Origin of the sequence: Citrobacter sp. C13 (assembly GCF_014596815.2) — a bacterium.
GTDB lineage: Bacteria > Pseudomonadota > Gammaproteobacteria > Enterobacterales > Enterobacteriaceae > Citrobacter > Citrobacter portucalensis.
Genome location: NZ_CP115024.1, coordinates 851,845 through 875,345, shown reverse-complemented (window position 1 = coordinate 875,345; position 23,501 = coordinate 851,845). Strand labels below are relative to the sequence as shown.

The window sequence follows — 23,501 nt, the reverse complement described above, 5'->3', positions numbered from 1 at the left end:
AAACCCGACAACATATTGAAAAATATATAATTTTCAAGTTATATCTTAACTTATACCCCCAAAGATACCCCCAAAGCACAGAGGCTTTGAATTCAAGTAATTACCTTTGTCGATAAATCAGCAGGAAGCGAGATGATAGCAAATGGCAGACATACTCGAAAGCTGCGACACCGTTAGTATCAGACTAATTACGATTTAATAAACCCAGATCGCGGCGGGCCCTTATGATATCAATATTCGCGAGATATGGCGTTTGTTCTGGCCAGCTAAACCCTTTGGGATCGATACGAATCAGTTCGTACTTTTCCACTAGAAAGTTAATGGCATTAGCGAGGGTGATACCGGCATCGATATGTTCCTTTATAACAGTTTCATCACTGAACGGCGTATCGTTCAGGGTCAGACCATAGTGTTTTTCCAGTAGCCGTGTAAGAAGCATTTGCCAGACTGCAACGGGCGGCAGGCAGGGCTTCGCCGCCCGTGAAATTGTAGCAGGTAGAATTTTCATGTTTGCTCTCGTGAAATTTGTTAGCGCTGAGTGGGATAAATGGCTATGTATACGTAGCCGCAGCTACCAAGTGTGTCAGCTTCGCAAGTGAGCCCATTGTGATATAGCGTGACGCAGTGCTGATAATGGGGATTGAGCTCGCCGCTGGTCAGCATTAGTTCCAGTTGTTTAAGTATCAGGGTAAAAGCTTGGTCCAGGTGCAACGCATCCTTGCCGCTGAAAGCACCGTTAAAACCGGCCCGGTCAGCAAGAAAATGCAGGCGGTTGCCTTCCTGCACCAGACGAGCTCCAAAACACGGAGTGAACGTACTCTGTAGTCCCCACTGCTGGCAGGCTGGATTCTCCGGCTTGTCACCAGATTCTGAGTGATTGTTCATTATTGTTCCTGATTAAAGTAAAGGATTAATTGAGAGTAACGCTTCGAAGAATGACATAGGGACCATTGCGGTCCTGACGACGTTCAGCAAACACGGCCAGAACGCCGCGTATGTCCTCCACCTCGAGGCCAGCATAATGGCAGATACTGCCTGACCATTTATATTTGCCCGTACTGAAGCGAAACAGTCGGGAGCCAGGATGTTGCCGGTACAGGGTCATTGCCTGGCGTTTGCTGATGATTTTCATATCCAGCCTCGCTCTGCGAACGACACAATGCCCTCTGAACCGATGACCAGATGATCGAGCGTGTTCACATCAACCAGTGCTAGCGCTTCTTTAAGCCTGCCCGTAATGTTGCGATCGCATTGACTGGGCTTCGGGTCACCGGATGGATGGTTATGCGCCAGTACGACAGCTGCAGCATTGAAGCGAAGCGCTGACTTCACTACCTCACGGGGATGGACCTGGACATGGTTAATCGAACCGGTAAACAGCGTTTCGCTCTCCAGTAAACAGTGCTGGTTATCGAGATAGAGCACCATAAACACTTCCCGTTCTTGTCCGGCCAGCTGTAACCGAAGCCAGTCACGGGCAGCAGTGCTTGAGGTGAAGGATATGCCGGGCTGGCGCAGATATTTATCCAGCAGATTGGTAGCGCGTCGGATGGTCCGTTGAGCATAGGGTGTTAATCCGGATGTCGCGGTAAGCAGGTAATCATGTTGAGCCATAACCGTCAGTGGAAAAAGTTCAGGCTGTGATGACTCCGGGGATAATGAGGTATTCATGTCAGGCATTCCTCAGTCAATGAGATGCATAATGGCGCTGCACTCTGGATGGTTCAGCACGAAGTCACGTAAGTGATAATAGTGTTCAGTCATCGCGCCACACTCGGTGCGACAGGCATGGTGGCTGTATGCCATCAGGCAGGCGACTATCCCTGCCGCTTCACTGGTAAGCTCTGCGCCATTGCCGTTCATGCTGTTGAACAATGTCCACTTCTCATCGTGCTCTGACTCGGGAGCCATAAAAGCGCCGCCGTTGCTGAGCGTCGAAAAGCGCCAGATACCACCGTGGTAATCGGCACACAGACGGCCCATCCAGGCGAAAATGCGAGGTTCAAGGGTTATCCATTGTGGAATGGAGCCAAAGTGCTGCGGCCAGAAGCCGATGCGTAACTCGTCCGGGACCACTGAGGCAGTAATTGCGGTATGCTCCGCAAACTGAAGGTTTTGTGTATTCATTAAACTATCTCCTTATGCCGGAACTGTTGTTTAACGCCCGAAAAATTCGAGCATGTTTTCTGCCATAACCCACAGGGCGCGATTGAGCTTCACATCGCCGTCAATGCCGGTAACAGCACGGGTGCGGCTGCTTTTCCCCTGAGCGGTTCGCCCTGACAGACCTCCTTTCATCAGGTTCTCCTGCACACGCTGGTATACGGTCCACAGGTCATCGCTGTAGTCCTCCCGGCGACGTGGGGCCAGCAACTGCGATACCGTGACCGGCTGGTGGTCCTCACCAAAGCGATACTTCAGTGCGGCATTTGCCAGCGCTTGACGGGCCGGGGCTGGCAGCGCCAGCGACTGCATTGCATCGCGTTTCTCATCCACCCGGTCAAAGACCCCGAGCACTTCGTAAGCCCCTTCAATGACCTTCTCGACGACATTACCTTTATGCGGTACCCGCACTTCTCCGAATGACTGGCCGCAGACCAGGCCGTTGGTACAGACGCCGCGAAACAGGCCCGGCAGCATCTGGTAGCTTGATGAGCCGTCATGGCTGTTGAGAAGAATGATTTCCGGCACCTGATGGCCGGTAAGTTGACCAGCACGACGCAGACGCAGCATATGTTTGGTATGCTCCCGCTTACTCTGGTCACGAACTTTCGTCTGGCAGGCAAAGAACGGCTGAAACCCTTCGCGTTTTAGGTAATCCAGCAGGGTAATGGTTGGGATATATGTGTACCTGTCACTGCGGGATTCATGTTTCTCTTCACTGAATACGCTGGGCACATAGTGCGCCAGTTCATCGCGGGTTAATGGGCGGTCACGGCGTACAAGGTTGACCGCGCCAAAACGGCTGGCTAGTTTCACGGAAAATTCCCCCGAACATATAAATGAAAAAAGCCGTACTTCCGAAGGGAAGTACGGCCTGTAGGCAGATGAAAATAAAGGGAAGAAAGTTTAAGACATTTGCAAAAGATCTGCGGATGCACTGTCAGTGCCGGGGATGGTGGCTAAGCAGACAATACACAGCGCACGGTTCACAACGTAAAGCACACTAGATTTCAGATAAAATTTTGCAGCCCTCTTCATCCTTTCTTTGGTCATTTTGATTTCACCACCATGGCATAAAGTACGGCACCAGATAACGGTTCGAATACCATCGATACCGTAAACCACAGCCAGAACGACCATGCGCACTGGCACACCACCCAGTAAAAGCCGATGCCATAACCCATAACAGCAGAATAATGAACATATCAGCGCCTTACTGATGGTCGGCGAGGCGTCTGAGAGCGGCAATCTGCGTGTTACCCTGTGCCAGACTACAGCTATCAGCTCTGGCGGATACCAGTGCGCCAGCGAGCGCAGGGGCCAGTTTCCGAGCCGGATATTGCCAGCTCCATGCCAGTGGACCGCGATCGGATACGCCGTCATTTTCATAAAAATAGAAAACAAAGCTTCCCGTTTTATAATCCAGCATGCGTGATGCTGTGCGGGTAAGGTCCAGTTCGACCTGGCTGTCGAAAAGAGTCACTGGCTGTTCAGCATGAGCCTTCATCTGATGCTCTCCCTCCGGGTAATACTGGATGGTCATACCCGTTGCGCCTGATGTCTTACCACCGGTGATATCTTTCAGCCAGTAGAGAATATTCAGGCGCTTTTCCGGACCGTTACAGGTAAGAATAAACTTCTGTGTTTCCTTACCTTTTGTGGCGCTAATGATAAAATCATCCACGCCATCCATAATGTGGTCATGCATGACCTGCACATTTCCTGCCACCACGCCTGTGAAGGTAACGGGTTTAATGTCATATGCAGCAGCACGGCTCACCTGAGTCCATAACACCGCAACGACAATCAGCAGCCTGGGAATAACGTTTACCGTTTTCATCCTGTTCACTCTCCCGCTTCGGGTAAAACGACATAAATATCCCGTCCCCTGACCTCAATGGTCACGGGCTCCTTTACGCCGGTATTCAGCAGCGCCTGCGCCTGCCAGAAACGACCGCTGACCTCCTCATGCATATCCGTCACGCGAATACAGCGCTCATCAGCCCCCTCTTTATGCAGGATTTTTGTCACCACGGCACAGGCACTCTGCGCCAGATTTTCTGTACCCGAGGTTTTCTTAAACTGATATATCGCCACGAATGACAACACAGTACAAAGCAACCAGACCTGCAGAAGCCGCCACGGTTTGCCCTGCATCTGGTCGCGCTGGCGAAGGTAGACAAAATTCAGAGGAAACCACAGCCATGAAGGTGGTGCGATGCCCTGCTTCATCAGGTTTGTCCGGTCCAGTAACACCCAGACCATCGCAACGACCATATAAATGACAAGCGCGAGAGCCTGCGGAAAATTCAGGACCAGGACAATCCAGAGGAGTGGAAGGATAACCGCCAGGCACCAGGCAAACAGGTCTGCGCGAAGCAACGGATATGATTTCATCCCATTTCCCCCCGGAATATTATTTCTTCATGGAAGACAGTGACGAACAAAAACATGGAAAGACTCCTTTATAAACAACTTACTGGAATGATTAAGGAAGAGGATGCGGGTTATTTTCAGTGCAGATCGTACTGTCTAACCTGCAGGCGGGATAATCGTTAATTCAGATCGATATGCTAAAACCGATCGTTTTTAACTATCAGAAATGGCGATCAAAACAAGGTTTTTAATAGTTAATGGCTATCATGGGTGCGATTTCGATCGTTGAAACAGATCGAAACGGAAGTAAAAAAACCACGATGAAATCAGAACAGGAGGTGCCAGATGGTACGAATGACCGACAGGAACTGCTGGCGGAGTTGCCGAAGATAGCGAACCAGCTCCCCGGAAGTTTTCAGGGCGTTCACCGCCTCATCAAATATCTCCCCGGTCACGCGGACAAATCCCTCACGCGCGGTCACCCTGACCGTGTCGGTCCTCAGCTCGGGGTGCAAATGGCGGGAAACTGCACTGCAACTGTGTACCGGTAACGTCAGTATCAGGGTCTCCACCCAGTGACACAGGTTGTAGTGTTCTGCTGCGGAGACGGCAATGACAGGGTGGGCAGCGGCGAAAAGGGTTTCAGCCAGTCTGGTTTTGGCCTGCAGGTTCTGATGCTGCTGCGGCGAGGGGCGGCGATTCAGCCCGTCCCATTCCCGGCAGGGCTCTATTTTGTCGGCCTGAGACAGTATGAACAGAAAACTTTCTGGTTTTGCCCCGGCGCTGAGCAGTTCGTGATAACAACGGATATCCTCGTTCCAGGCCCGCTCGTCGGCTTTAAGCACCCAGACAATCAGGTCCAGTCTGCCGGACCACGCCTGATACAGACGCCGGTAAAGGCTGTCCAGCTCTGGGGTTTCACCGATACCCGGAAAATCAACCAGGGTCAGGGTATGCGTTCCATGAGTAACCTGATAGCGCTGAACGGTGCGGGTGCAGCCGCTAACGGCATCGACCCTGGCGGGCGGTGGACTGAACAGAGTATTGCACAGGCTGGATTTCCCTGCGCCACTTTTGCCCATCAGCCCGATGAAAGGCTCATAAGAAATCATCTCATCGAGATGGAAACAAAGGTTTCGGTAAACATCCTCAGGTAATGTTGAAAGAATTTTCTTAAATAGTAAGGTTTTATCGCGAGAGTTGTTTGTCATGATTGGCCTTTATTATCAGAGAACTGCAGTTTTTATTAGATATAAAAACTGTCATTTCCCATGGCAGATTTTATATCCGCACTGCGGGCGAGACACAACACGATAATATACATCCGTTTTTTTATAGAAATGAAAAGCTTTTCTGTTTTTTGATTTTCATATCTCTGTGGTGGATGTGTATCATAAAATTTAATGCATGCGGATCCGCTTCATGAGTAATTTGAGCTGATGTGAAATCTTTATACTCAGCCATGACATAATCAATATTATAAGGCGACAACCCTACAAAATACCCTCCGGAACGGGAGCTGGATGCCTGTTCTAAAAAGACAAGGCGTTCATACTTTTTCTTATCCCAGCCATATATGGCTACATGCCTGAACTGTTTAAATTTTATATTAAAAAAATCAAGCCTACTTTTCTTCGCATCATCAATAAAAAGAGGAAGAAAATGTAATACGATGCGCGACCGAAACTCCCATAATCCATTATCATTCATGATATATCTTATTCTCGCATTTTTAACAAAAAGATGAACAATATCTGGTACACCACCTGATCTGCCAATAATGGAAGGAACCTTCTCTGCTATATGGATTTTAAGCTTAGTCTTTACCAGTTCTTTGAGGAGATCACCTGATTTTCCCATCATTAAATGTTGCTGCTCAAATTGCCTGAACTCATTAATTGAAATGGTGAAATTATAGTCTGCAAGAGGTTGTTCGCGGGCATTCAGTACAAGTTGCTGTTCCGCTCCTTGCTGTTTTATGGTGTTCCGAAGAATACGGGTTACATCCTCCTCGCTGTTATTACTAATGCCATGCTTACTCCCCCTTATTTCATCCATGAACTGCGCCGCTTCAGCATTATCCGACAACGATGCGCTGATAAGGTCCCGGATAAATCCAGAGCAGGTCAGGCCTCTGCTCAGAGCCAGCTTTTCGATATGTCGGTGGAGTTCGTTTGTTGGCAGATTGACGGTGATGCGGTTCCGGCTTGTCATCATATGTCTCTTTTGTGGTGGCGGTGTTTTCATCATATTACATCGCCGCAAGGTGCAGCACCTTTTATGATGAAAATAGTGCAGCACTATTTGTATCATATTGATATTAAATTATATTTAATGTATCTATTCTGACACTTATCCGGCGAGTCAGCTGGAGGGTGGAGTGTTGCAAAGACGACACCAGCAAAGCGTTCATTCTGGGTACTCACTCCTGGCAGACAGGGCGTGTCTGAAAACTTCATCGCGGGATAGTCAGTAATGCCGGGGTGTTAGCATTGTGATAATCAACACCTTCATTACTTTTTTACCTGGTCTTCCATCACCTGAGGAAGGCTGCAACACAATACTGAGAACCAGTCATTCCTCCTTTCACTTTTAACGTAAAGGAGATATCCCCATGCACACATCACCTGCCCTGCTGAACGACCAGCTTGTCGATATGGCATTCATAACGACCTACACTCAATGCAGTGATAAATGGTTTTACAAACTCATCAGCGAAGGACGATTCCCCAAACCTATCAAGCTGGGCCGCAGTTCCCGCTGGCTAAAGAGCGAAGTGGAAACCTGGATGCAGCAGCGTATTGTTGACTCGCGGGATCACTGAACATGAAGGTACAAAACAACCCAGGAAAGGCTATTCCAGCAAAAATAAGCGGTTCTATATCAGTAAGTATCCCGGCCCATCAGGGATGTTCTCCGGTCTTTCCGTTGTGAACGCCAGGCTCCTCCGTTAATAAGATTTTTTGTTGCATTCTGAATTGCTAACCCTGGAGTAAAATCTGAGCATCAGGAATAAAAAGCCCCGCATGCTATAAGGCTTTGTTATATATCTAGCCTCTTTCACTTTACAGTATATGTATTATATACAAAGGCATTAATATATACATTAATACATAATGAAAGTATTAATGCATATAAATAGACATACAAAGTGATTAACACTACATTAACGGAAGCATAAGTACATGCGTGTTTACTATATAGTACTTGGACACTCTGCAACTAAATGTAAGCGAACAAATCACAGACAAAGCCATAGTTAATGCTCGTCACATGCGTTATGCCAAATGGGAATACCTTTCAGTATCTTCAAAAAGATACATTTTAAATATGAAAAACAGGTAGCGTTTTATGTGAAAAATAGCAGTCTCGCTGTTCATCTCTCAACGATTGCCATCAGTTAATAATAACGACAAATAACGAATCTATCCCAGCACTCAGGCAGCACATAAATATCAAACAGTAAACGCATTCATTACTGCCATTCGCTCTGGCAGAGGCTTCACTCGCCTGAAACAAACTCAAAAGGAGTAATATTTATGACTAACAGGAAATTTGGGCCAATCAATCCGGGTTATATGAAACGTATTACGGATATCATCAACTTCGCGACAAAAGCCCACGCCAGGACATCCGTATTCACCTTCGTACTCAGACTGCCTGAATATCGTGATACGGGCGACAGTATTGCCTGTGTCCCTGATCTGAGTTCAGGATTGATGGAACGAGTATTTGGGGCACTGAAAGCCCGTATCGAAGCCCATCAGAAACGACGTAAGAGGAAAGGCCATCAGGTTTGTCCAACGGACCTGAGATACGTCTGGGTGCGTGAGGTGGGAACCAGCGGTAAATCTCATTATCATATGGCGATATTCGTCAACAAAGATACCTTTAACAGGTTAGGGAAATACTCGACGGAAGAACAAAATCTGGGGAGTTATATCTGTGAAGCCTGGTTAAGTGCATTAGGCCTGCTCGAGTTTCCGGAGTACAGGACGCTGGTTGCCTTAAACAACGAGCCACATTATCTGGAGCGTCTTCGGGTTGACCGCTACGCACAGCAGTTACTAACACTTCGGGGCCATCTGAGCTACTTTGCCAAAGAAGACACAAAGTCCTACAACAATGAAGAACGCTCATTCGGGGGAAGCATTAGATAAGTCAGTACAGCGCAGGGAGATTTTCTCCCGGCACTGGCAGAACTCTGTTTGATCAGCTGATTCAGGCATAACCGGGAGTTAAATTACTGAATTTATCTCTGCCAGAAGAAGACATCCCAACAAACTGTCAGCCCAAGAACTCGCACCGGACCGGCAACAACTAAATCCACGTCAACCTATTTAACATTCATACCACCATGTATCCACCGTTGCAGATTAAGTTGTTGCTCCAGTTCACCCTCAAACATATTGAACTATGGTTTCCTGGGAAAATAAGTTATCATTTCCATAATTCCGGAAATATAGAAATGAGATGCAAATGGAGCTTTCGAAAGCAGCAGAAACCCTGAAAGATCTGGGTCATCCCACGCGCCTGAGCTTGTATAGAGAGCTGGTTAAAGCCGGGCATGAAGGTTTACCGGTTGGCGAGCTGCAGAAGCGGCTTGAAATCCCAGCGTCTACGCTGAGCCATCATCTTTCCTCGTTGATATCAGTTTCTCTGATACGACAGGAACGTCGGGGCAGAACGCTCTTTTGCCATGCTCGATATGAAAACCTTGAGGCTCTGATTGCCTTCCTGACAGAAGAATGCTGCTCGGGGACTGACGACTGCCTCACCATGCCCCAGAAGACGGAGAAGTAAAAATGACAGGTGATCTTAAGAATGTTGATTCGGGTTTGCTCGACACTTCAATCACAGAGGCAAGATTAGGTGTCCCTGTCCTTCCTCATCCGCCTCGAATCCTCATGCTATACGGCTCTGTGCGCGAACGTTCCTACAGCCGACTGGCAACGGAAGAAGCGGCAAGGTTACTGACCGCCATGGGCGCAGAAGTGCGGATATTCAATCCTTCTGGCTTGCCTCTTCCTGATGATGCGCCTGACTCGCATCCTAAAGTCATGGAACTGCGCGAGCTGGTTCGTTGGTCCGAAGGGATGGTGTGGTGTTCCCCTGAACGCCATGGTGCGATGACCGGCATCATGAAAGCCCAGATTGACTGGATACCACTTTCGGAAGGCGCTGTTCGCCCTTCTCAGGGAAAGACGCTGGCCGTTATGCAGGTCTGCGGTGGCTCTCAGTCTTTCAATGCCGTAAACCAGATGCGCATTCTTGGCCGCTGGATGCGGATGATCACCATCCCGAATCAGTCCTCTGTGGCAAAAGCCTGGCAGGAGTTTGATGAAGATGGACGCATGAAGCCGTCATCGTACTACGACCGTATCGTGGATGTGATGGAAGAACTGGTGAAATTTACTCTGCTGACCCGAGGTAACTCAGCCTATCTCGTTGATCGCTACAGCGAACGAAAAGAGTCTGCAGAAGAACTTTCCCGGCGGGTTAATCAGAGCAAAATTTGAGGGTTGGTATGAGTGATGTAACGGCATTTAACAACTGCATGAGCGTGTTCTGGCGGCAACATGAAGCCGAACTAACTCGCTTTTTGACATCGAAGACAGGTGATAGCGAAAAAGCAGCAGACCTTCTGCAAGAGCTATTCCTGCGTGCCCGCGCTCATTCAGACAGTTTCTGCGAGATGGAGAATCCGCGAGCCTGGCTGTATCGGGCGACGAGGAATCTGCTGATTGATGATTACCGCACCACCAGGGAGTTTGTTGAGCTGGAAGAAGATGCCCCATTAACAGACGCATCCCCTGATGCAATCTCAACGCTGGGTATTTGCCTGCCTGAAACATTACAGGCATTACCTGAAGATGAGCGGTGGTTGATTGAAGAATCCGACCTTAACCGGCGTCCCCAGCAGTCTCTGGCCGATGAACTGGGAATTACGCTTACGGCGTTTAAATCCCGTTTGCTTCGGGCAAGAAAGCACCTGAAAGAAACGATGACAGAACTTTGTCAGATTGAGGCGGATGACACGTCTCCCGTCTGCTGCCACAAAAAAATGAATTAATCGCGCATCTTTTTCCCACCACCTTCGTTTACCTCAGTGTAAAGCCAAATGACTAAACACTGAGGTAAACACTCCATGTCAAAAATTGAGATCTTTGAAGCTGCAGGCTGCTGCGCAACCAGTAGCGTTGTAATCAGCGACGAAGCAGTCAAATGGAACGCCAGCGCCGAATGGGCGAAAAAAAATGGCGTTGATATTCAGCGCTACAGCCTTGCGAAGAACCCGCAGCAGTTCCTGAACTCGCCTGTCATTAAAGAGTTTCTGAACACATCAGGAATGGAGTCCCTCCCTGTCACCTTGCTCGACGGCAAACTCGTGATGGCAGGCAAACTCCCGACTCGTGAAGATATCGCCCGTTGGGCAGGTATTCCGCTTACTCAGGACTGGAGTGAAGACAGCACGCAACCACGCTGCTGCAGCATTCCACGTATGCCTTAATTCCAGAGGAGCAATCACTGATGAATATGCCATTTTTAAAAGACATTCCCCCGTTCATCTTCTTCACCGGTAAAGGCGGCGTGGGTAAAACATCGCTGGCCTGTGCTACTGCGGTATGGCTGGCCGATCAGGGTAAGAGAACGCTCTTGGTGAGTACCGATCCGGCTTCCAATGTCGGCCAGGTATTTAGCCAGACTATCGGCCACCGAATCACAGATATCAGTACCGTAGAAAATCTTGCCGCTATGGAAGTTGACCCGATGGCTGCAGCACAGGCTTATCGTGACCGCGTGCTCGACCCCGTTCGTGAGCTGATGCCAGCCGACGTGGTCAGCAGTATTGAAGAGCAGCTCTCCGGCTCATGCACCACGGAAATCGCTGCGTTTGATGAGTTTACTGGTCTGCTGACCAATCATGAGCTGCGGGAAAAATATGACCATATCGTATTTGATACCGCGCCAACCGGTCACACCATCCGCATGCTTGAATTGCCGGGAGCCTGGAGCGGTTATCTGGAAGCGAACCCCGATACTGCCGCTAACCTCGGGCCGCTGGTGGGGCTGGAGAAACAACAGCACCAGTACTCAGATGCGGTTAAGGCGCTCTCTGATGCTGCACTCACGCGTCTGGTTCTGGTTGCCCGCGCCCAGGCTTCGACACTGAAAGAGGTTTCCCATACGCATGATGAGCTGTCTGCTATCGGTTTGCGGCATCAACACCTTGCCATTAATGGTGTGTTGCCGCCATTTGTGGGTGAAAATGATCCGCTGGCGCAAAGTATTTTAGCTCGGGAGGAAAAAGCGCTACTTGCTATGCCAGAGAATCTGGCGAACCTTCCCCGCTCGCAGCTGTATCTGAAGCCATTTAATCTGGTCGGTCTCGAAGCCCTGCGTGGGTTATTTACAGAGAGCGAAGCCTCGATGTCTCTCCCAACTACCACGCCGAATACTCTGGATTTACCGAAACTTGCCTCGCTGGTGGATGAACTCAGCCTGACAGGTAAAGGTCTGGTAATGACGATGGGTAAAGGCGGTGTGGGCAAAACGACTGTTGCAGCATCGGTGGCGGTATGTCTGGCAAAACGCGGCCATAAGGTCCATCTGACCACGTCCGATCCGGCAGCACATCTGTCTAATACTCTGGATGGCTCGCTACCAAATCTTAAGGTCAGCCGTATCGACCCGAAGGTAGAGACGGAACGCTATCGCCGCTTTGTTCTGGAAAATCAGGGGAAAGGGTTAGATGCAGAAGGGCTGGCGGTGCTGGAGGAAGATCTCCGCTCGCCATGTACTGAAGAGATCGCCGTCTTCCAGGCGTTCTCACGGGTCATCAAAGAGGCTGACGACCATTTTGTCATTATGGACACAGCGCCAACGGGCCACACGCTTCTGCTACTGGATGCAACAGGAGCCTATCACCGGGAAATGGTACGCCAGATGGGGCAAACCCATGACCATGTGATAACGCCAATGATGCAATTGCAGGACCCGGATAAGACGAAGGTGATTATCGTGACGCTTGCCGAAACGACACCGGTGCTGGAAGCAGCAAACCTGCAACAGGATTTGCGTCGGGCTGAAATTGAACCATGGGCATGGGTAATCAATAGCAGTCTGGCTGCTGCGAAACCGTCCTCACCGTTCCTGGTAACCCGAGCCAGTCGCGAACTGCCGCTGATAAATGACGTTACAGAGCAGTTTGCAAAGCGTATTGCATTAACGCCACTGCAGAACGAAGAACCAGTGGGTGCGGCTCTGCTGGCAAAAATGGCAAGCTAATAGATGGGGCTACGGCCCCATTTACTGCAGCCAAACTTTTGCTTATACAGGTTATAAGTTTAAGTACTTACCCTGCTGTCGCGAATTCCGGTAGTTTGTAAAACACCATTACTGGAGTAACACGATGCACATTATTAATGCTGAAGAACAGCATATTACCGCGATACGCAATATCTATGCTCACCATGTTCTGCATGGTACAGGTAGCTTCGAAACCGAACCTCCGGATACGCAGGAAATGCTTAACCGACTGAGGAGCATTCAGTCTCGGGGATTCCCATGGTATGTCGCCCTGCAGGGCGATACGATCATTGGCTACTGTTATATTTCCCGTTACCGCGAACGCCATGCTTATCGGTTCACGGTTGAAAATTCGATATATATTGATCCGGCTTATCAGCGCCAGGGCGTCGGAAAAGCACTGCTCGATCATGCATTAAAATGGGCCGAATCTCAGGGATATCGTCAGATGATTGCTGTTGTTGGTGACAGCGCTAACGTTGCTTCTGTTGCGCTGCATATCCGCGCAGGATTTACTGAAATAGGCACATTAAAGGACATTGGTTTCAAACATGGCCGCTGGCTTGACACGGTTTTGCTGCAAATGAAACTTGGTGAAGGGAATAGTACTCTGCCAGAAGGTTCAGGTCTTATGCCTTGAGGCAAGAATAAGGGGGCGTCTGCCCCCTTTATGTTTATTTCAATCGCTTACCTGTTTCATCAACGACTTTCTCGCCGTCTTCCTTAGCAAATGCGCCTTTTTGCGCATCCGGAAGAATATCCAGTACCACTTCGGAAGGGCGGCAAAGGCGCGTTCCCAACGGTGTCACCACAATCGGGCGGTTAATCAGGATCGGATGCTGAAGCATAAAATCGATTAACTGATCGTCAGTAAACTTATCTTCGGCAAGCCCCAACTCTTCATAAGGCTCGACATTTTTACGCAGCAGCGCCCGTACTGTAATCCCCATATCTGCGATAAGTTTGACCAACTCATCGCGTGAAGGTGGAGTCTCAAGGTAAAGAATTACGGTCGGTTCATTACCGCTGTTGCGGATCATCTCCAGCGTATTACGCGACGTGCCGCAGGCCGGGTTGTGATAGATGGTGATGTTGCTCATATCAGTATCTCATTACAAAGTGAAAGAGAGACGTAGCGCCAGCGCGGCCAGCGTTACAAACAGCACAGGCAGAGTCATGACGATCCCTGTGCGGAAATAGTATCCCCAGGTGATGGTCATATTCTTCTGTGAAAGTACATGCAGCCAGAGCAGCGTTGCCAGGCTACCAATAGGTGTAATTTTCGGGCCCAGATCGCAGCCAATCACGTTGGCGTAGATCATCGCTTCTTTGATAACGCCTGTTGCGGTGCTTCCATCGATAGAAAGAGCGCCAACCAGCACGGTAGGCATGTTGTTCATGATGGAAGACAGGAAAGCCGTCAGGAAGCCAGTACCCAGCGTCGCAGCCCAGAGTCCTTTATCCGCCAGTACGTTCAGCACACCTGAAAGGTATTCGGTCAACCCGGCGTTGCGCAGACCGTAGACCACCAGATACATCCCCAATGAGAAGATGACGATCTGCCATGGCGCACCGCGCAGCACTTTACCGGTGTTAATGGCATGGCCTCGTTTAGCTACTGCAAACAGGATCACAGCTCCAACAGCCGCAATCGCGCTAACGGGAATACCGAGCGGCTCAAGGACAAAGAACCCAACCAGCAGAAGAATTAAAACTATCCAGCCGGTTCTGAAGGTTGCCAGATCTTTTATCGCTTTCGCCGGTGCTTTCAGCAGAGCAAGGTCATACGTTGGCGGAATGTCTTTGCGAAAGAACAGATGCAGCATCACCAGCGTGGCGATAATAGCGGCAATATCCACCGGCACCATTACCGACGCATACTCAGTGAAGCCCAGTCCAAAGAAGTCCGCCGAGACTATATTCACCAGGTTCGACACGATAAGCGGCAGGCTGGCCGTATCGGCAATAAAACCCGCAGCCATGACGAATGCCAGCGTGGTGCCTTTGCTGAACCCTAGTGCCAGCAGCATGGCGATGACTATCGGCGTTAGAATAAGTGCCGCACCATCGTTGGCGAACAGTGCCGCCACCGCCGCACCGAGCAGAACAATATACGTAAAGAGCAAACGTCCACGACCGTTACCCCAGCGGGAAACGTGCAGCGCTGCCCATTCGAAAAAACCGGACTCATCAAGCAGCAGGCTGATAATAATTACGGCAATAAAGGTCGCCGTCGCGTTCCAGACGATATTCCACACCACCGGAATGTCTCCCACATTCACAACGCCAGATATCAGAGCCAGTCCCGCGCCCAGCATTGCACTCCAGCCGATCCCTAATCCCTTCGGTTGCCAGATAACCAAAACAATGGTCAGGACAAAAATAGCGCCTGCCAGTAACATAAAACCTCCTGACAGGGCGACTTTGTCGCCCTGTATATGCCAAAAAATTAACTCATCAACTCTCTGAGCTTTTCAATACCGGCGGGCTCTGACGCCAGCACCGGAACAAGCGCTATACGGTCAGCGTGCTGATTCTTAACAGCCTCAATCTGAGGCCGTTCCTGATGAGCACGCTGGCAAAGCAACGGAGAACGCGTATCCGCAATGGAAAGGCTGTTATTGATAATCCAGCCCCACGGATGAATCCCCGCTCTCTCGAGGTCAGCCTGCAGGTTTGCCGCTTCCAGCACCGGTGTGGTTTCAGGAAGCGTAACCAGCAGAACTTTGGTGCGTTCCGGGTCCTGAAGCTGCATCATTGGGGTAGTAAAATGACCTTTACTCCCCATTTTTTTGGCAATCTCTCGGTGGTAAGCCCCGGTCGCATCCAGCAGTAAAAGCGTGTGCCCCGTAGGGGCAGTATCCATGACAACAAACCGTTTACCCGCTTCACGAATCACCCTGGAAAAGGCCTGAAACACGGCAATTTCTTCAGTACAGGGAGAGCGTAAATCCTCTTCCAGTAGCCGTTTCCCTGCTTCGTCCAGATCTCTTCCCTTCGTCTCAAGGACATGCTGACGATAGCGTTCGGTTTCATCGTGAGGGTTGATGCGGCTGACCTGCAGGTTTTTGAGGCTGCCGTTCAGCGTTGTACTCAGATGCGCAGCAGGATCAGAGGTCGTGAGATGCACGTCAAATCCCATGTCTGCCAGCCTGACGGCTATAGCCGCAGCCATCGTGGTTTTCCCTACGCCACCTTTGCCCATCAGCATAATCAGGCCGTGTTCACTGCGAGCGATATCCTCGACCAGGCTAGAGAGCGATAAGTTTTCAGGCATGTACAGAACGTTCGTTGCCGGGAGCGGTAACGCCTCAGAATGGATATCCAGCAGTCCCTTCAATGCGGACACACCAACCATATTGACTGGCTGTAGTAATAGGGTATCTGTCGGTAGCTCAGATAAACCGGCAGGAAGATTTGCCAGTGCCTCCTGCTCACGTTGCCATATCGCAGCGGCCAAGGCGTCATGTTCAGCTTCGGCTTTAGGCAGCACACCATTAATCACCAGGTATTGGTTTTTGAGGCCAATTGCAGCCAGTTCTTCATGGGTGCGGGCGACTTCCTGCAGCGTCGATTTTTGCAGTCGTGCAACCAGAACCAGGCGGGTACGTTCAGGATCGGATAACGCCTCTACTGCATGAGCATACTGCCCACGCTGCTTTTCCAGCCCGGCCATTGGGCCAAGACAGGAAGCACCATCTGGATTACTTTCAATGAAGCTACTCCAGGCACCGGGAAGCTGGAGAAGGCGAATCGTGTGGCCCGTTGGCGCTGTATCAAAAATGATGTGATCGAAGCGGGTCAGCAGGGTTGCGTCTGTCAATAAGCCGGTGAACTCGTCAAACGCCGCAATCTCAGTGGTACAGGCTCCTGAAAGTTGCTCGCTGATACTGTTAACAACGTCATCTGGCAGAAGGCCTTTGATAGGATCAACAATTCTGGCGCGGTATTGCTGGGCGGCTTCCTGCGGGTCAATCTCCAGTGCGGAAAGTCCAGGAACTGCTGTAACAGGGCGAATGTTGTTACCGATAGCCTGGTCGAATACCTGCCCGACATTCGAGGCAGGATCGGTACTGACCAACAAAACCCGCTTACCCTGTTCGGCAAGGCGGATAGCCGTCGCGCAGGAAATGGAAGTTTTTCCTACACCTCCCTTGCCAGTAAAAAACAGGTAAGGCGGGATATTCTGTATGAATTTCATATGTCCTCCTGACATATTCAGCAACAGGAAGTATTACCACCACAGCAGCTGGTGGGAGCTAACCCTACCTTCTCCAGCGGAATACCGAACCAGCGAGCCAGCTCAGCACGTTTTGGGTATCGCCCTGCCATCACCGTTTCACCGTCCAACAGCAGTAGCGGAAGCCCTTCTGCTCCAGATGCTTCGAGGAATGCTTTCGCTTTCTCATTCTGAACAAAGCTCATGGGCTGCTGCGCAAGGTTGTAACGTTCAACCTGTACGCCACGTCCTTTCAGCCACTGCACATCAGCAGAAAAATCAACCAGAACCTGATCGACATCTGAGCCACATACGCCGGTACTGCAGCACATTGCCGGGTCAAACACCTTTAACGTTTTCATTCTGAATACCTCACATTCGAAAAACCATATATATTCAGGCAAATTTTTTTAGATACAAACAGCCTTACCGCTACCAGAACAGTTTGCCGATGCCAGCCTACGGGCGATGGCCTGTACGTCGTCCTGTTGGCTTAACCAGGCCTGCTCAATCACCTGAGCGGCCCAGGAAGGAATATGCGGGGACAGGCGGTAATGAACCCACTTGCCCTGTTTGCGATCCAGCAAAAGTCCACTTTCCCGGAGCATTGCCAGATGGCGGGAGATCTTGGGCTGTGACTGATCCAGCGCCGTGCAGAGATCACACACGCACAGCTCCCCCATTTCCCTGAGCAGCAACACGATACCCAAACGGGTTTCATCGGAGAGATTTTTGAAGAGTTGTAAAGATGAGAGCGACATAATGACTCCTTTGCTGTAAAACGTAGGGTACTCTTCACCCAAAAAAAATCAACAACACATCCGATAAAACGAATATGTACTCTCGGTGGAACAATCAATACTGTGTACTTCATTAATCAAACAGCGATATGACCATCATTGATGTATGGAAATATCTACCGCCCAAAGCAAAGACGCCAATTTCATTCAACTTCATGAAGGGTTAGAAAACATCAGTTATCTGGTTCTTCCACTGATCCTCAGAGAGATATCGTGGCTTCCATTCCAGACCTTCCCAGCCACAAACTAAAAAGGAAATTGCAAATCGCTCATCATAATTTCCGATTAAGTTGGTTCCAACGTCAACCTTAACCACCAAACCAAGAGACTGAAGATACCCAATTGCTATCATTACTTCCTGGTAATTTATTGATAGTCTTGTTTTTATTGTTTTTAATGTTACAGAGGAATGCGAGCATCCGCGGGAACGCACCATGAGTAGGTACAAAAATAACCTCAGCGCATTAAGTTCGTGAAGGCTGCGGTTAGTCATAGACTCAAAGGCCGTGATTCTATTTTTTTCATCAATGATCCCTTTAAACGGTAGCTTACACCAGTGTCCATTGGCAGAGCTGAACCTGGCAACCCTTCGGAGCCCATCTTTCCGTTCACAATTCAGCAAAATATACTTCTTCTTCCGATCACCAGAAACTTCAATAGCTTCAGAGTGTTCCAAGAAACGCAATCCATCGCTAACCAACTTTCTGCTCAACGAACAGAGTTGCGAAATCTGATCATAGGTGAGGTTAGCACTGTAAATACCATTTTCATCAATCTCAGATTTTAAGCAAATCAACATGAAGATTTTCAACGCCGATATACCTTGAGATACTTGGTTTTTTTTTAATTGTTTTAAGAGACCGCAATCTCTCATGATGTAGTAAGGCATTGGTTTCCATAGAAAATTCATATCACTTACCTACAACTATTGAGTAGACAAAAAGAAGGATGGCTATTGAGAGAGCCAACTTAGTGAGATCGTCAGAAATCACTGCTAACCTTTCAAGTAGTTTTACCATATTTTCCAATGACATATACACACCTCGCATCGAAATATTATCGCGTTTTTTCGAAGTATGCACCGTTACTTAAAAGACTAAAAGTCTTTTAAGTAACATCTTTCTAGAAGAAAGGTTAGAAATAATAGTATATTAATCAATGAGATAGAACACATTTATAGTTCACGAAGATACCATTACAGTTCATAAAGTACTGCTTTTTATATATTGAGTATGATTCTACGGTAACTTGCCGGGGTATGTTGCATCAGCTTCGAAGGTAGTGCGGAAACCCTTCATGAGGCAGCACCGTCTCTACGTGTGGGTCTTTCCTTGAGCACGATCACAAAAACATTTGTAATGGCATTGCACATATGGCAAAAAACAATCTTTCTTCAGAAGGTTGCATCTGGATGATGAGAAATTGACGCCTCTATCTCATTCTGATTTGAAAATGCTTTTAAAAATTCATAAAACCATTACTATCAATAGGTTATTGAACAAACTTGGTGGTGTTATGTACCTGAAAACTTTGAAAGTATGGAATTTCCGAAAGTATGGCTCTTCGGAGGAGATTGATCTAAACAAACCAAATTTATGTTTGCACCTTAAAAAAGGTCTTAATGTTTTAATAGGTGAAAATGACTCAGGGAAGACAGCGATAATAGATGCTATTAAACTGGTTTTAAAAACACATAGTTTTGAATGGATCAAAGTTGACGAAAATGACTTTTATAAAAATACAGATAGACTTAGAATTGAATTAATTTTTGACGACATGGAAAAAGAAGCCCATCATTTTAATGAATGGGTAGAATACCATCGTGACGGCGATAGGATACATCCTTCTTTGACGTTATCTTACGAGGTATATAAAAAGAATGGAAGGATAATACAATCAGATATAAATGCGGGAAGTTACAACCAAGGGAAAGCACTTAAAGCTGAAGCAAAAGAGTATTTAAAAACAACATATTTAAAACCACTTCGCGATGCTAACTTTGATTTAACTCCTAAACAAAACTCTAGACTATCACAAATACTTAAAACTCATGCAGCCTTTAATAATAAGGACAAAAACCATAGACTCCTTGATCTTTTTATAGAGTTCAATACTAACGTATCCCTTTATTTTGAAGGGAAAGATTCTCAAGGTAATATCATTCCAGATGACAGCAAAGGTAAGGAATTAAAAGATAAAATTGAGGGGTTCGCTAGGGATTTTATTGATGAATCTATATCGACTAATTTTGAAGTAACCCCAGCTAACATCAAATCGATTTTAGAAAAGTTAGCTCTGAAGATACAAGACGGCATTAACCCTGGCCTTGGCACATTAAACAAATTATTTATGGCTGCAGAGTTACTTCATTTAGAGGAGAGTGATTGGTCTGGATTAAAACTATGTTTAATTGAAGAACTAGAAGCACACTTACATCCCCAAGCTCAAATGAAAGTTATTGAATCATTACAAAAACATAATGACATACAAATATTAATTACATCACACAGCCCAAATCTCACATCTAAAGTTCACTTAGAAAACTTAATTCTTTGCCATTCTGGAAATGTTTTCCCTTTAGGGGAAGAGTATACAAAGCTAGATGTAGAAAATGGAGATTATCTATATTTAGAGCGTTTTCTTGATGTCACAAAATCAAATTTATTCTTTGCCAAAGGAATATTAATGGTGGAAGGTTGGTCTGAAGAAATTCTCTTACCAGCGATAGCAAAGCTTCTAAAAAAACAAGGGGTAATTACGAAAGATTTTACTGATGCGGGCATAGCTGTTGTCAATGTTGCTAGCGCAGAATTCATACGTTTTAGTAAGATATTTCTTAGAAAGAAGGAACCGCTGATTCCAATACCCGTTGCAATAATCACAGATGTTGATGTTCGAGCCTTCGAAAGAAAAGTAATTAATGAGGATAAAGAAGATAAAGCAAAGAAAAATGAGTATGATTATATAAAAATAGATGAGGAAATAATTGAAGAAGAATCAACAAGGAAAGTAATTGAAAAAGAGAATGAGTTCAATAGTCAAAATGTCAGAGTATTTGTAACAAAGCACTGGACTTTAGAATACAGCCTTCTAAAATCTCCAACTTTAGGTAAACACTCAAAAAAAGTCCTTTGCGATATGCACAAAAATATCAACAAAGATGATATTGAAAAAGAATTAGCAATAAAATTATTCAATAAAAGCCTATGTAAGACAGACTTTGCATATAAACTAGCTCAAATAATTGATCCATCCTCTGAAAAACACGATCATAGAATAGTCTTACAAGAAGATGACAGATATATCTCTTCACTGATTGAAGGAGTAAAATATGTCTGTAATTAACATAAGTGATAATGATGTTTTATATGCTGAATCCATTCTATTAAAAAATGGAGATCGTTTTGATCAAGAACGTATAGATTTCATCAAAAATTTGCAAACGATAGATTTACAAGCAGTACCGGGGAGTGGGAAATCCACAGCGTTACTAGCAAAACTTCTTATACTAGAAAGATATATGCCATTTTCAGATGGTCGGGGTATTCTGGTAATTTCCCATACAAACGCTGCAATTGATGAACTTAAAAGTAGAATTGGAAAGTATTGTCCAAAACTCTTCACCTATCCTAATTTTATTGGAACTATACAAAGCTTCACAAATACTTATCTAGCAGGTCATTACCTGAAACTTAGATTTAATACTCAATTAAGAATAGTTGATGATCAACAATTCACCGACTCATTAATTAAATATTACACGAGAATCAAATGGGATGACAATTATGGAATGTTAGCAAAGTTTTTTTACGGTAGAAATATCAACGAAGCAAAACGACTCGGAAAATCCCTTGGTAATGAAGACAGCAAAAGTATAAATAAAATATGTGAACTTTTAATTGAAGAAAACATTAAAAATTTACACTTTGACTTTATAGAGAGAAAATTTCAAGTTTCAGGTGAATCAACTGTTCTATTAAGTGACGAAAAGAACTTAAAGTTCAATGGATTAGAAATGTTATTCACTGATACATTCAAAAATGGAATTCTGTCTTACAGATACGCTTACCTCTTCGCCAATGAATTTATCACTACATATCCAAAAATAATTGATACCATTGGTAATAGATTCCAATATGCATTTGTAGATGAAATGCAAGATATGGACGCATTACAATATTCTCTTTTGGAGAAATGTCTTCATAATGGAAAAACAGTTTATCAACGCATAGGTGATAATAACCAAGCAATTTACAACACAGATAATGAAGAGAGTATAAACTGGGTTGGACGTCCCTCAACCTTAAATATTCAAGGCAGTCATAGACTTAGTTCACCCATTGCAAATGTTGTAAGTAAATTGTCCCTTACACATGCCGTAGTTATAGGAAATAATAATCAATCAAAAATAAAACCAATTATTCTATGTTATCAAAGTCAAGATATTAAAAAAGTCATACCAAAATTCAATGAGCTTTATGATTATTATTTAAACTCAGGCCAAATCCCTAAGCTTGATAACCCGTTAAGAGCAAGTATTGCTTGGGTTGCAAAACCAAGGGAAGGTGACAAACTATCTCTTGTGAACTTTATAAATATAGATAGTTTACCAGAACTAAAATCAAATGACTTAAATACATTGCATGACTATTTTCTTATATTATTAAGAAAAAATAATGTGACAATAAGCGACACATGTGATTTATTGATAAACTCAACTCTATTCTTGCTGAAATCATATAACATCAAAGATGCCAATGGTTATTTTTACACAAAAAAAACATTAATTGAATACATTAAAAAATTAGACGAAAAACATTATGAGAATTTAAAAAAAATCCTATACAGAGTAGCAAGTAAGTTCATTCTGGGTGATGAAGTATATTTTGAAATGTCTAAAAAAACGATCACCTGGATATTCAAAAAAATTTCTGAAATTGATATTCACAACGATAATTTCTTTCTGCAAGATGCAAAAAAAATAATAACCGCAACTCCTATCATTAAAGAAACACGTACTAAAAGAAATTCAGAACACTATACAGGTACAATTCACTCTGTTAAGGGACAGACACATTCCGCCACATTATACTTAGAAACTTATTTCAAAAAAAACTATGAATCCTTTGTTCTAAAAGAGTTTTTTGAAGGCAGGAATTGTATTGATATAATCAACAGCATTAAAGACGAGATTGATAAAATAGAGATTGAAATCAAAAAATTAAAAAACGGATATGGAGAAAAAACAAGAAAAGCAAAAATAAATGCCTTGCAAGCAAAAATAGTGTTAATTGAACGTTATGCAAAAATGATGTATGTAGGATTTTCAAGACCTCAGCACCTATTATGTTTTGCTATAGATGAGTCTAGGTGCAATCAATTACGAATAGATACTACATTATGGGATGTAATTAATGCATGAGCTTTACAGCTTAATACTGCCCCCATTTATTTCATCAAAAAAAACACCTCCTTAGTAGGGCCGAATACGGCCCTGAGCTCTTGTAAAAGCCACTTAATCTATTTAAAAACTTAGATTGAAATTAAAGATAGCTTGTTAAAATAATTCACAATTAAAAAAGTTCCTTTTATGAATGGTCCTTAACCATTGTAATGGTGCTGTACTAGACAAG

General features: G+C 46.0%; 26 protein-coding genes. 10 read left to right on the top strand and 16 right to left on the bottom strand.

Features of this window, described 5'->3' with window-relative positions:
* Positions 1-184: 184 nt before the first annotated feature.
* From IB222_RS04250 to IB222_RS04205, 10 genes are all read right to left on the bottom strand, one after another.
* A complete protein-coding gene (locus IB222_RS04250; RefSeq protein ID WP_149384601.1) occupies positions 185-508 on the bottom strand; it encodes a TA system toxin CbtA family protein in 324 nt (107 codons plus the stop codon).
* A gap of 20 nt (positions 509-528) precedes the next feature.
* Positions 529-885 (bottom strand): type IV toxin-antitoxin system YeeU family antitoxin, encoded by a 357-nt coding sequence (locus tag IB222_RS04245; RefSeq protein WP_149384600.1) that lies wholly within the window; start codon positions 883-885, stop codon positions 529-531.
* Positions 886-910: 25 nt separating this feature from the next.
* Positions 911-1,132, bottom strand: coding sequence for a DUF987 domain-containing protein (locus IB222_RS04240; RefSeq protein ID WP_149384599.1), 222 nt, complete (start codon positions 1,130-1,132; stop codon positions 911-913).
* The gene (gene radC / locus IB222_RS04235) at positions 1,129-1,671 is read right to left on the bottom strand and encodes a DNA repair protein RadC (RefSeq protein WP_149384598.1); all 543 of its coding nucleotides are present in this window, start codon (positions 1,669-1,671) and stop codon (positions 1,129-1,131) included. Before radC ends, IB222_RS04240 begins: the two co-directional genes overlap by 4 nt.
* Before the next feature lie 12 nt (positions 1,672-1,683).
* A complete protein-coding gene (locus IB222_RS04230; protein WP_149384597.1) occupies positions 1,684-2,127 on the bottom strand; it encodes an antirestriction protein in 444 nt (147 codons plus the stop codon).
* Between the two features lie 30 nt (positions 2,128-2,157).
* Complete coding sequence (locus tag IB222_RS04225) at positions 2,158-2,979, bottom strand: DUF932 domain-containing protein (protein WP_149384596.1); 822 nt, start codon at positions 2,977-2,979, stop codon at positions 2,158-2,160.
* Positions 2,980-3,376: 397 nt separating this feature from the next.
* Complete coding sequence (locus IB222_RS04220; protein WP_149384594.1) at positions 3,377-4,003, bottom strand: hypothetical protein; 627 nt, start codon at positions 4,001-4,003, stop codon at positions 3,377-3,379.
* 5 nt (positions 4,004-4,008) lie between these two features.
* Positions 4,009-4,560 carry a hypothetical protein gene (locus tag IB222_RS04215; protein WP_149384593.1) on the bottom strand — a complete coding sequence of 184 codons (552 nt, stop codon included), beginning with the start codon at positions 4,558-4,560 and terminating at the stop codon, positions 4,009-4,011.
* 305 nt (positions 4,561-4,865) lie between these two features.
* Positions 4,866-5,750 (bottom strand): GTPase, encoded by an 885-nt coding sequence (locus IB222_RS04210; RefSeq protein WP_223240786.1) that lies wholly within the window; start codon positions 5,748-5,750, stop codon positions 4,866-4,868.
* A 121-nt stretch (positions 5,751-5,871) separates the two neighbouring features.
* A complete protein-coding gene (locus IB222_RS04205; protein WP_149384592.1) occupies positions 5,872-6,789 on the bottom strand; it encodes a hypothetical protein in 918 nt (305 codons plus the stop codon).
* A 364-nt stretch (positions 6,790-7,153) separates the two neighbouring features.
* On the opposite strand from IB222_RS04205, the gene IB222_RS04200 reads away from it, so the two are divergent.
* From IB222_RS04200 to IB222_RS04165, 8 genes are all read left to right on the top strand, one after another.
* Complete coding sequence (locus tag IB222_RS04200; protein WP_149384591.1) at positions 7,154-7,363, top strand: AlpA family transcriptional regulator; 210 nt, start codon at positions 7,154-7,156, stop codon at positions 7,361-7,363.
* Positions 7,364-8,078: 715 nt separating this feature from the next.
* Positions 8,079-8,699, top strand: coding sequence for an inovirus Gp2 family protein (locus IB222_RS04195; protein ID WP_149384590.1), 621 nt, complete (start codon positions 8,079-8,081; stop codon positions 8,697-8,699).
* 319 nt (positions 8,700-9,018) lie between these two features.
* Entirely contained in the window at positions 9,019-9,342 is a 324-nt protein-coding gene (locus IB222_RS04190) for a metalloregulator ArsR/SmtB family transcription factor (protein WP_149384589.1), read from the top strand.
* A gap of 2 nt (positions 9,343-9,344) precedes the next feature.
* On the top strand, positions 9,345-10,058 hold the full coding sequence (arsH, locus tag IB222_RS04185; RefSeq protein ID WP_149384588.1) for an arsenical resistance protein ArsH: 714 nt from the start codon (positions 9,345-9,347) through the stop codon (positions 10,056-10,058).
* 8 nt (positions 10,059-10,066) lie between these two features.
* Complete coding sequence (locus IB222_RS04180; protein ID WP_149384587.1) at positions 10,067-10,612, top strand: sigma-70 family RNA polymerase sigma factor; 546 nt, start codon at positions 10,067-10,069, stop codon at positions 10,610-10,612.
* A 75-nt stretch (positions 10,613-10,687) separates the two neighbouring features.
* Positions 10,688-11,050, top strand: a complete 363-nt coding sequence (locus IB222_RS04175) for an arsenic metallochaperone ArsD family protein (protein ID WP_149384586.1) — start codon at positions 10,688-10,690, stop codon at positions 11,048-11,050.
* Positions 11,051-11,070: 20 nt separating this feature from the next.
* Positions 11,071-12,828, top strand: a complete 1,758-nt coding sequence (gene arsA, locus IB222_RS04170; RefSeq protein WP_149384585.1) for an arsenical pump-driving ATPase — start codon at positions 11,071-11,073, stop codon at positions 12,826-12,828.
* A gap of 124 nt (positions 12,829-12,952) precedes the next feature.
* Positions 12,953-13,489: a GNAT family N-acetyltransferase gene (locus tag IB222_RS04165; RefSeq protein WP_149384584.1), complete on the top strand. Its 537-nt coding sequence runs from the start codon at positions 12,953-12,955 to the stop codon at positions 13,487-13,489.
* Positions 13,490-13,523: 34 nt separating this feature from the next.
* On the opposite strand, the gene arsC is transcribed toward IB222_RS04165, so the two are convergent.
* From arsC to IB222_RS04135, 6 genes are all read right to left on the bottom strand, one after another.
* Positions 13,524-13,949, bottom strand: coding sequence for a glutaredoxin-dependent arsenate reductase (gene arsC / locus IB222_RS04160; protein WP_054627857.1), 426 nt, complete (start codon positions 13,947-13,949; stop codon positions 13,524-13,526).
* Positions 13,950-13,961: 12 nt separating this feature from the next.
* Complete coding sequence (gene arsB / locus IB222_RS04155; RefSeq protein ID WP_079927713.1) at positions 13,962-15,251, bottom strand: arsenite efflux transporter membrane subunit ArsB; 1,290 nt, start codon at positions 15,249-15,251, stop codon at positions 13,962-13,964.
* Positions 15,252-15,298: 47 nt separating this feature from the next.
* Positions 15,299-17,050, bottom strand: coding sequence for an arsenite efflux transporter ATPase subunit ArsA (arsA, locus tag IB222_RS04150; RefSeq protein WP_149384583.1), 1,752 nt, complete (start codon positions 17,048-17,050; stop codon positions 15,299-15,301).
* 17 nt (positions 17,051-17,067) lie between these two features.
* Positions 17,068-17,430, bottom strand: coding sequence for an arsenite efflux transporter metallochaperone ArsD (gene arsD / locus IB222_RS04145; RefSeq protein ID WP_149384582.1), 363 nt, complete (start codon positions 17,428-17,430; stop codon positions 17,068-17,070).
* A gap of 48 nt (positions 17,431-17,478) precedes the next feature.
* Positions 17,479-17,832 (bottom strand): As(III)-sensing metalloregulatory transcriptional repressor ArsR, encoded by a 354-nt coding sequence (arsR, locus tag IB222_RS04140; protein ID WP_320704912.1) that lies wholly within the window; start codon positions 17,830-17,832, stop codon positions 17,479-17,481.
* 199 nt (positions 17,833-18,031) lie between these two features.
* A complete protein-coding gene (locus IB222_RS04135; protein WP_149384580.1) occupies positions 18,032-18,757 on the bottom strand; it encodes a hypothetical protein in 726 nt (241 codons plus the stop codon).
* Between the two features lie 533 nt (positions 18,758-19,290).
* On the opposite strand from IB222_RS04135, the gene IB222_RS04130 reads away from it, so the two are divergent.
* Positions 19,291-21,213, top strand: coding sequence for an AAA family ATPase (locus IB222_RS04130; protein WP_223145828.1), 1,923 nt, complete (start codon positions 19,291-19,293; stop codon positions 21,211-21,213).
* The gene (locus IB222_RS04125) at positions 21,200-23,290 is read left to right on the top strand and encodes a UvrD-helicase domain-containing protein (RefSeq protein ID WP_149384579.1); all 2,091 of its coding nucleotides are present in this window, start codon (positions 21,200-21,202) and stop codon (positions 23,288-23,290) included. Before IB222_RS04130 ends, IB222_RS04125 begins: the two co-directional genes overlap by 14 nt.
* Positions 23,291-23,501: the final 211 nt, after the last annotated feature.